Genomic DNA, 1,333 nt, shown 5'->3' with positions numbered 1-1,333 from the left:
CCGCGCCTCCAGGGCCCTCGCTGGTCGCGTCAGGGACGCGCCTCTTGCGTCGTGAAGGCGGCGCGCAAGGCGGTCGCCAGCTCGGCGACGTGCGGCTCGCGGAGGAGCGAGCTGTGCTCGCTCTCGATGCGCACCGTGGTGGTCGCACCGCGGAGCACGTCGTTCCAGCCGTCCACGTCGGGGTTGCCGTCGGCGAGCACGAACGTCGCCGTGCCGTCGTAGGGCGAGGGCGTGTGCCGCCGCGTCACGATCGTGGCCTGGTCGAAGAGGGCGTCGAAGTCCTTCTGCCCGCCGTAGCGGAGGACGCCGGCACCGTAGGCGCGGACGCGCTTGGCGAACTCCTCGCCCACCGGCACGCCGGCGGGCAGGATGCGCTTCGCCGCCCGGTCGAGCCCGCGCTTGAGTGCTCGGAGCGCCGGGTTGCGCACCGGGCTCTCCGCCATCCGGCCGAAGTGCAGCTGCGCCTGCTCGGTGCTGCTGCGCGGCAGGTAGCTGTCCAGGATCGCGACGTGCTCGACCCGCTCGCCGCCCTCGGTGAGGAGCTTCGCCACCTCGAGGGCGACGAGGCCGCCGAGGGAGTGCCCGACGAGCAGGTACGGTCCGCGGGGCTGGACGATGCGCATGAGCTCGACGGTGCGGCGCGCGGTGCGCTGGATGCTCCAGTCCGGGATCGCCCGTCGCTCGAGACCGTGCTGCTGGAAGGCGTACACGTCGTGCTCGGGCAGGTACCGGGACAGCGGCAGGAACGTCAGGCCGAGGGCTCCGGCCCCGCTGAGGCAGAACACGGGCGGGCGCCCGGGGACGCGGGCCTCGGAGACCTTGACGACGTCGGGGTGGCTCGGCAGCGACTTCGCCCCCGAGCGCACCCGTCGGGCGAAGGCGCGCAGGGTGGGCTGTTCGAGGAGCTCCGACGCGCGGAGGTCGACGCCGAGCCGGGCCTGCACGATCGCGAGCATCTCCTCGGCGGAGAGCGAGTCGCCGCCGAGCGCGGTGAAGTCCTCGTCGAGGTGCACGCCGCGGAGTCCGAGCACCTCGGCCCAGATCTGCCCGACGACGAGCTCCCACTGGTCGTACTCGCCCTCGACCATCTCGACCTCGAGCGACGGCGCACCGGGTAGCTTCGCCCGGTCGACCTTGCCGCGTTCGTTGCGCGGCAGTTCGGGCATCGGGACGATCGCCGCCGGCACCATGTACTCGGGCAGCGTCGCCCGCAGTGCGCGGCGCAGGGCCGCCGGCGCCGGGGTGCGGCGACCGGGACGGCCGACGACGTAGGCGACGAGGCGCGTGACGGCGGGCGGGTCGACGAGGGCGGTGACGACGACGTCGTGCACGT

Annotated in this window: 1 protein-coding gene; it reads right to left on the bottom strand. The window is 73.9% G+C overall.

Going from position 1 to position 1,333, the window contains the following annotated elements; translation table 11 throughout:
• Positions 1-29 precede the first annotated feature (29 nt).
• Positions 30-1,333, bottom strand: a 1,304-nt coding sequence (locus BIV03_RS13895; RefSeq protein WP_175475871.1) for an alpha/beta fold hydrolase, incomplete at its 5' end; no start/stop codon positions are given.

The sequence above is a fragment of the Curtobacterium sp. MCBA15_016 genome (genome assembly GCF_001865105.1).
In the GTDB taxonomy this organism is placed as follows: Bacteria; Actinomycetota; Actinomycetes; order Actinomycetales; family Microbacteriaceae; genus Curtobacterium.
This window is presented reverse-complemented; position numbering and strand designations above follow the sequence as displayed.